Here is a 3,285-nt window from a genome sequence, read left to right as displayed (position 1 = left end):
ACGCCGCGACTCGTGCCAACGCGGCCGGCGCGATCAAGGTGACGCGCCGCGGTCCGGACACCGCTCCGACCACGGCCGAGATCGACGCGTTCCTCGATCGGGAGTCACCTGGCTCCCAATAACGGATCAAAATAGTCCAGTATGTGAGCCGGACTGCACAAGCCGGCTGCAGGTGGCGCTATCGGGATCAGACTCGCCAGGAACATCGAGGCGAGATGCGCCGTCGGAGAACCCGACCGAGCCGCTCGCCGTGTGGAGGCGAGCATGAGTACGGAACGGTTCACAGTCGGCGTGGCGCTCGACGGCGTCGGCTGGCACCCGTCGGCGCGCGCGGAGGATCCAGCCGCACCAGGGACGCTGGACTACTGGAGCGGGTCGGTGGCCACGCTGGAGCAGGCCGGCGTCGATTACGTGACGATCGAGGACACGTTCTCTGGATGGTCGCCGGATTGGCGCGCCGAGGCCGCCGGAGCGGCGGGGCGGCTCGACGCGCACACGGTCGCGGCGTTCCTTGCGGGCCGCACCGAACGGATCGGCTTGATCCCCACGGCGACGACGACCCTCACCGAGCCCTATCACCTCGCCACTCGGCTCCAGACGCTCGACTTCGCGACCCGGGGCCGTGCCGGTTGGCAGGTGCGGGTGAGTGCCGGACCCGAGGAGTTGAGGCTGACCGCCCTCGGCGAGGGCCGCCGTCCTGCACTCGCCGACGGCGAGATCGACGAGACGGCCCTCGTGGATCTCTTCGACGAGGCGGCGGCGGTCATCGCGACGGCCCGGGCGCTCTGGGACTCCTGGGAGGACGACGCAGAGATCCGCGACGCCGCGACCGGCCGGTTCCTGGACGGCGGCAAGCTGCACCACGTCGATGCGCAGACCCCGTGGTTCTCGGTCGCCGGACCCTCGATCGTGCCGCGCTCGCCGAGCGGGCAGGTCCTGGTGGCTGCGCTCGCGCACGCCACAGTGCCGTATCGGCTGGCGGTGCGCGGGGCCGATGTGGTGTTCGTGACTCCCGGACCGGGCAACCCGCTGAGCGGGATTCTCGCCGAGATCCGAGAGCTCGAGCGTGCCGAGGAGCGCGCGGCGCCGCCGCTACGGGTGGTCGCCGACCTGCTGGTTGCAGTCGGTGCCGATGCCGCCGACCGCTATGCCTCGCTGCAGCACCGAGCCCCTGTCGCCTCGGATGCCGAGGTGGTGGTCGGGTCGGCCGAGCAGGTCGCCGATCGCATCGCGCAGCTGCGCGACGAAGGTGCCGACGGCGTTCGGCTGCGTCCGGCGGAGAACGCGCATGACGTGACTGTTCTCGCCCACGGGCTCCTGCCGCTGCTGGAGAGCCGCGGGGTCCATGGCAGCGGCACCGCCGACGGGCTGCGCGGCGCCTTCGGGCTGCCACGACCACCGAGCCGATACGCCCGCAACGACGAGACCCTGGCAGGTGCACGATGAACGACAAGCGGCACGTCATCCTTGGGGCGAGCTTTCCCGGGGTCAACCACCACACGATCTGGTCGGATCCCCGGTCCGGAAGCCAGATCGACTTCTCCTCGTTCGTGCACCTCGCACAAGCGGCCGAGCGCGGTCGGTTCGACTTCCTGTTCCAGGCCGAGGGGCTGCGGGTGCGCGAGCACAAGGGCAGCATCTACGAGTTGGACATCGCCGGCCGGCCGGACATCCTCACGCAGCAGGCAGCGCTCGCGGGCATCACCGAGCACCTCAGCTTCCTGTCCACGATCAACTCGACCTTCAACGAGCCGTATGAGCTGGCTCGCAAGCTGGCCTCGCACGCGCTGCTGTCGGGCGGTCGGATCGGATGGAACATCGTCACGAGCTCCGACGCCTTCCACGGTGGCAACTTCCGCCGCGGTGGGTACCTGGCACGCGAGGAGCGGTACGAGCGCGCTGCCGAGGTCACACGCACGGTGCTCGAGCTCCTCGACAGCTGGTCGGGCGACGGGGACGGATCCTTCACGCACGCGGGCAAGCACGTCGACATCGCCGGTAGGTTCCCGCTGCGCCTGGGGTCGCTGCCGCACCCGGTGCTGGTCCAGGCGGGTGTCAGCGACGAGGGGCGTGACTTCGCTGCCCGCTCGGTGGACGTGATCTTCTCGCCGTACTCCCAGCCAGACGAGGGGCGCGCCTTCACGGCCGATGTGCGGTCGCGCGCCGAACGCGCCGGCCGCGACCCGGACACCCTCAAGGTGTTGCCGGGCGCCAGCTTCGTGCTCGGGGACAGTCAGGCCGAGGCAGAGCAGAAGGCACGCGAGGTGACCCGCGCCCAGGTCAGCCCGCAGACAGCGCTGGTGCTGCTGGAGCAGGTGTGGCTGCAGGACCTGTCCGATGTTGACCCCACCGGGCCGGTGCCCGAGCCCGACCCGAGCAAGGTCGAGCAGGACATCACGCTCGGCAAGACCCGCACCACCGGCGACCCTCTCGCGCGCGCCCGTGAGTGGTACGCGTTCGCGCAGGAGAAGAAGCTGTCGGTGCGCGAGCTGATCATCGCCAAGCAGTCCCGGCAGCGCTTCGTGGGCACGGCCAGCCAGGTCGCCGAGCAGATCGACGACGCCGTACAGTCCCGCGTGTCCGACGGGTTCATCATCGGCTCTCCGGTCGTCCCGGTGGGCCTGGACGACTTCGTGGAGAGCGTCGTGCCGATCCTGCAGGAGCGCGGTGTGCTGCGTAGCGAGTACGAGCCCGGAGCGACCTTCCGAGACAACCTCGGGCTACCGCCGATCGCCCCGATCGTGCGCGACGGCGTCGCCCCGTTCGTCAGCCCGCTTGTCGAGGTCCCCCACAACTGACCATCTGCCCTGGAGCACCATCTGCCTCGGAGCGCCGGCAGCCACGGAGCGTCGGCACCCGTCTCTCCCGTGGCCCCGACCGGCGTGAGCTGGTGCGACCACGGGCGGACGCGCGATGTCGCTGACCTCACCCCAGGTTGAGGAGTCCGTAGGTGTGGTCGTGTTCGTCTTGGGTGAGGGGTTCGGGGTCGTGCCAGGGGTCCCAGGGTGGTGTCCAGGCTTCCTTGACCGTGGTGGGGACGTCGGAACGCGGCTGGTGCGGGGCGTTCGGGGTCGCGTCCTGACCTGTGCGATCGTCGCGGTTCCTCTGCCCGGCCTCGCTGGTGTGGCGGGTGATGCCGTTGAGCTGGGTGGTGGTGCCGTTGGTGACGAGGTAGACCGCTCCGGCGGGTGAGGTCCAGATCCAGGTTCCGATGGTCGGGGTGACCACGTGCCAGTCGCCCTTGTCCTTGGCGCGGTGGTGCTTGCGGCAGAGCCGGTGGGTGTT

General features: G+C 70.1%; 2 protein-coding genes and 1 pseudogene. 2 read left to right on the top strand and 1 reads right to left on the bottom strand.

The window, feature by feature from the left end; genetic code table 11:
• Positions 1-264: 264 nt before the first annotated feature.
• Together ACOJSN_RS13890 and ACOJSN_RS13885 are read left to right on the top strand one after the other, a co-directional pair.
• Positions 265-1,446, top strand: coding sequence for an LLM class flavin-dependent oxidoreductase (locus ACOJSN_RS13890; RefSeq protein WP_420113094.1), 1,182 nt, complete (start codon positions 265-267; stop codon positions 1,444-1,446).
• Complete coding sequence (locus ACOJSN_RS13885) at positions 1,443-2,798, top strand: NtaA/DmoA family FMN-dependent monooxygenase (protein WP_420113093.1); 1,356 nt, start codon at positions 1,443-1,445, stop codon at positions 2,796-2,798. The genes ACOJSN_RS13890 and ACOJSN_RS13885 overlap by 4 nt, the downstream gene beginning before the upstream one ends.
• Positions 2,799-2,925: 127 nt before the next feature.
• On the opposite strand, the pseudogene ACOJSN_RS13880 reads toward ACOJSN_RS13885, so the two are convergent.
• A pseudogene (locus tag ACOJSN_RS13880) lies at positions 2,926-3,285 on the bottom strand (hypothetical protein); the annotation flags it as partial.

The sequence above is a fragment of the Pseudactinotalea sp. genome, assembly GCF_048594945.1.
Taxonomy (GTDB): Bacteria; Actinomycetota; Actinomycetes; order Actinomycetales; family Beutenbergiaceae; genus Pseudactinotalea.
The sequence above is the reverse complement of the archived record's forward strand: the minus strand, read 5'-3'. Positions and strand labels throughout refer to the sequence as shown.

Excerpts from the sequence above, each read along its gene's own strand:
- ACOJSN_RS13885 (WP_420113093.1), top strand. The coding sequence starts at position 1,443 with ATGAACGACAAGCGGCACGTCATCCTTGGGGCGAGCTTTCCCGGGGTC.
- ACOJSN_RS13890 (WP_420113094.1), top strand. The coding sequence starts at position 265 with ATGAGTACGGAACGGTTCACAGTCGGCGTGGCGCTCGACGGCGTCGGC.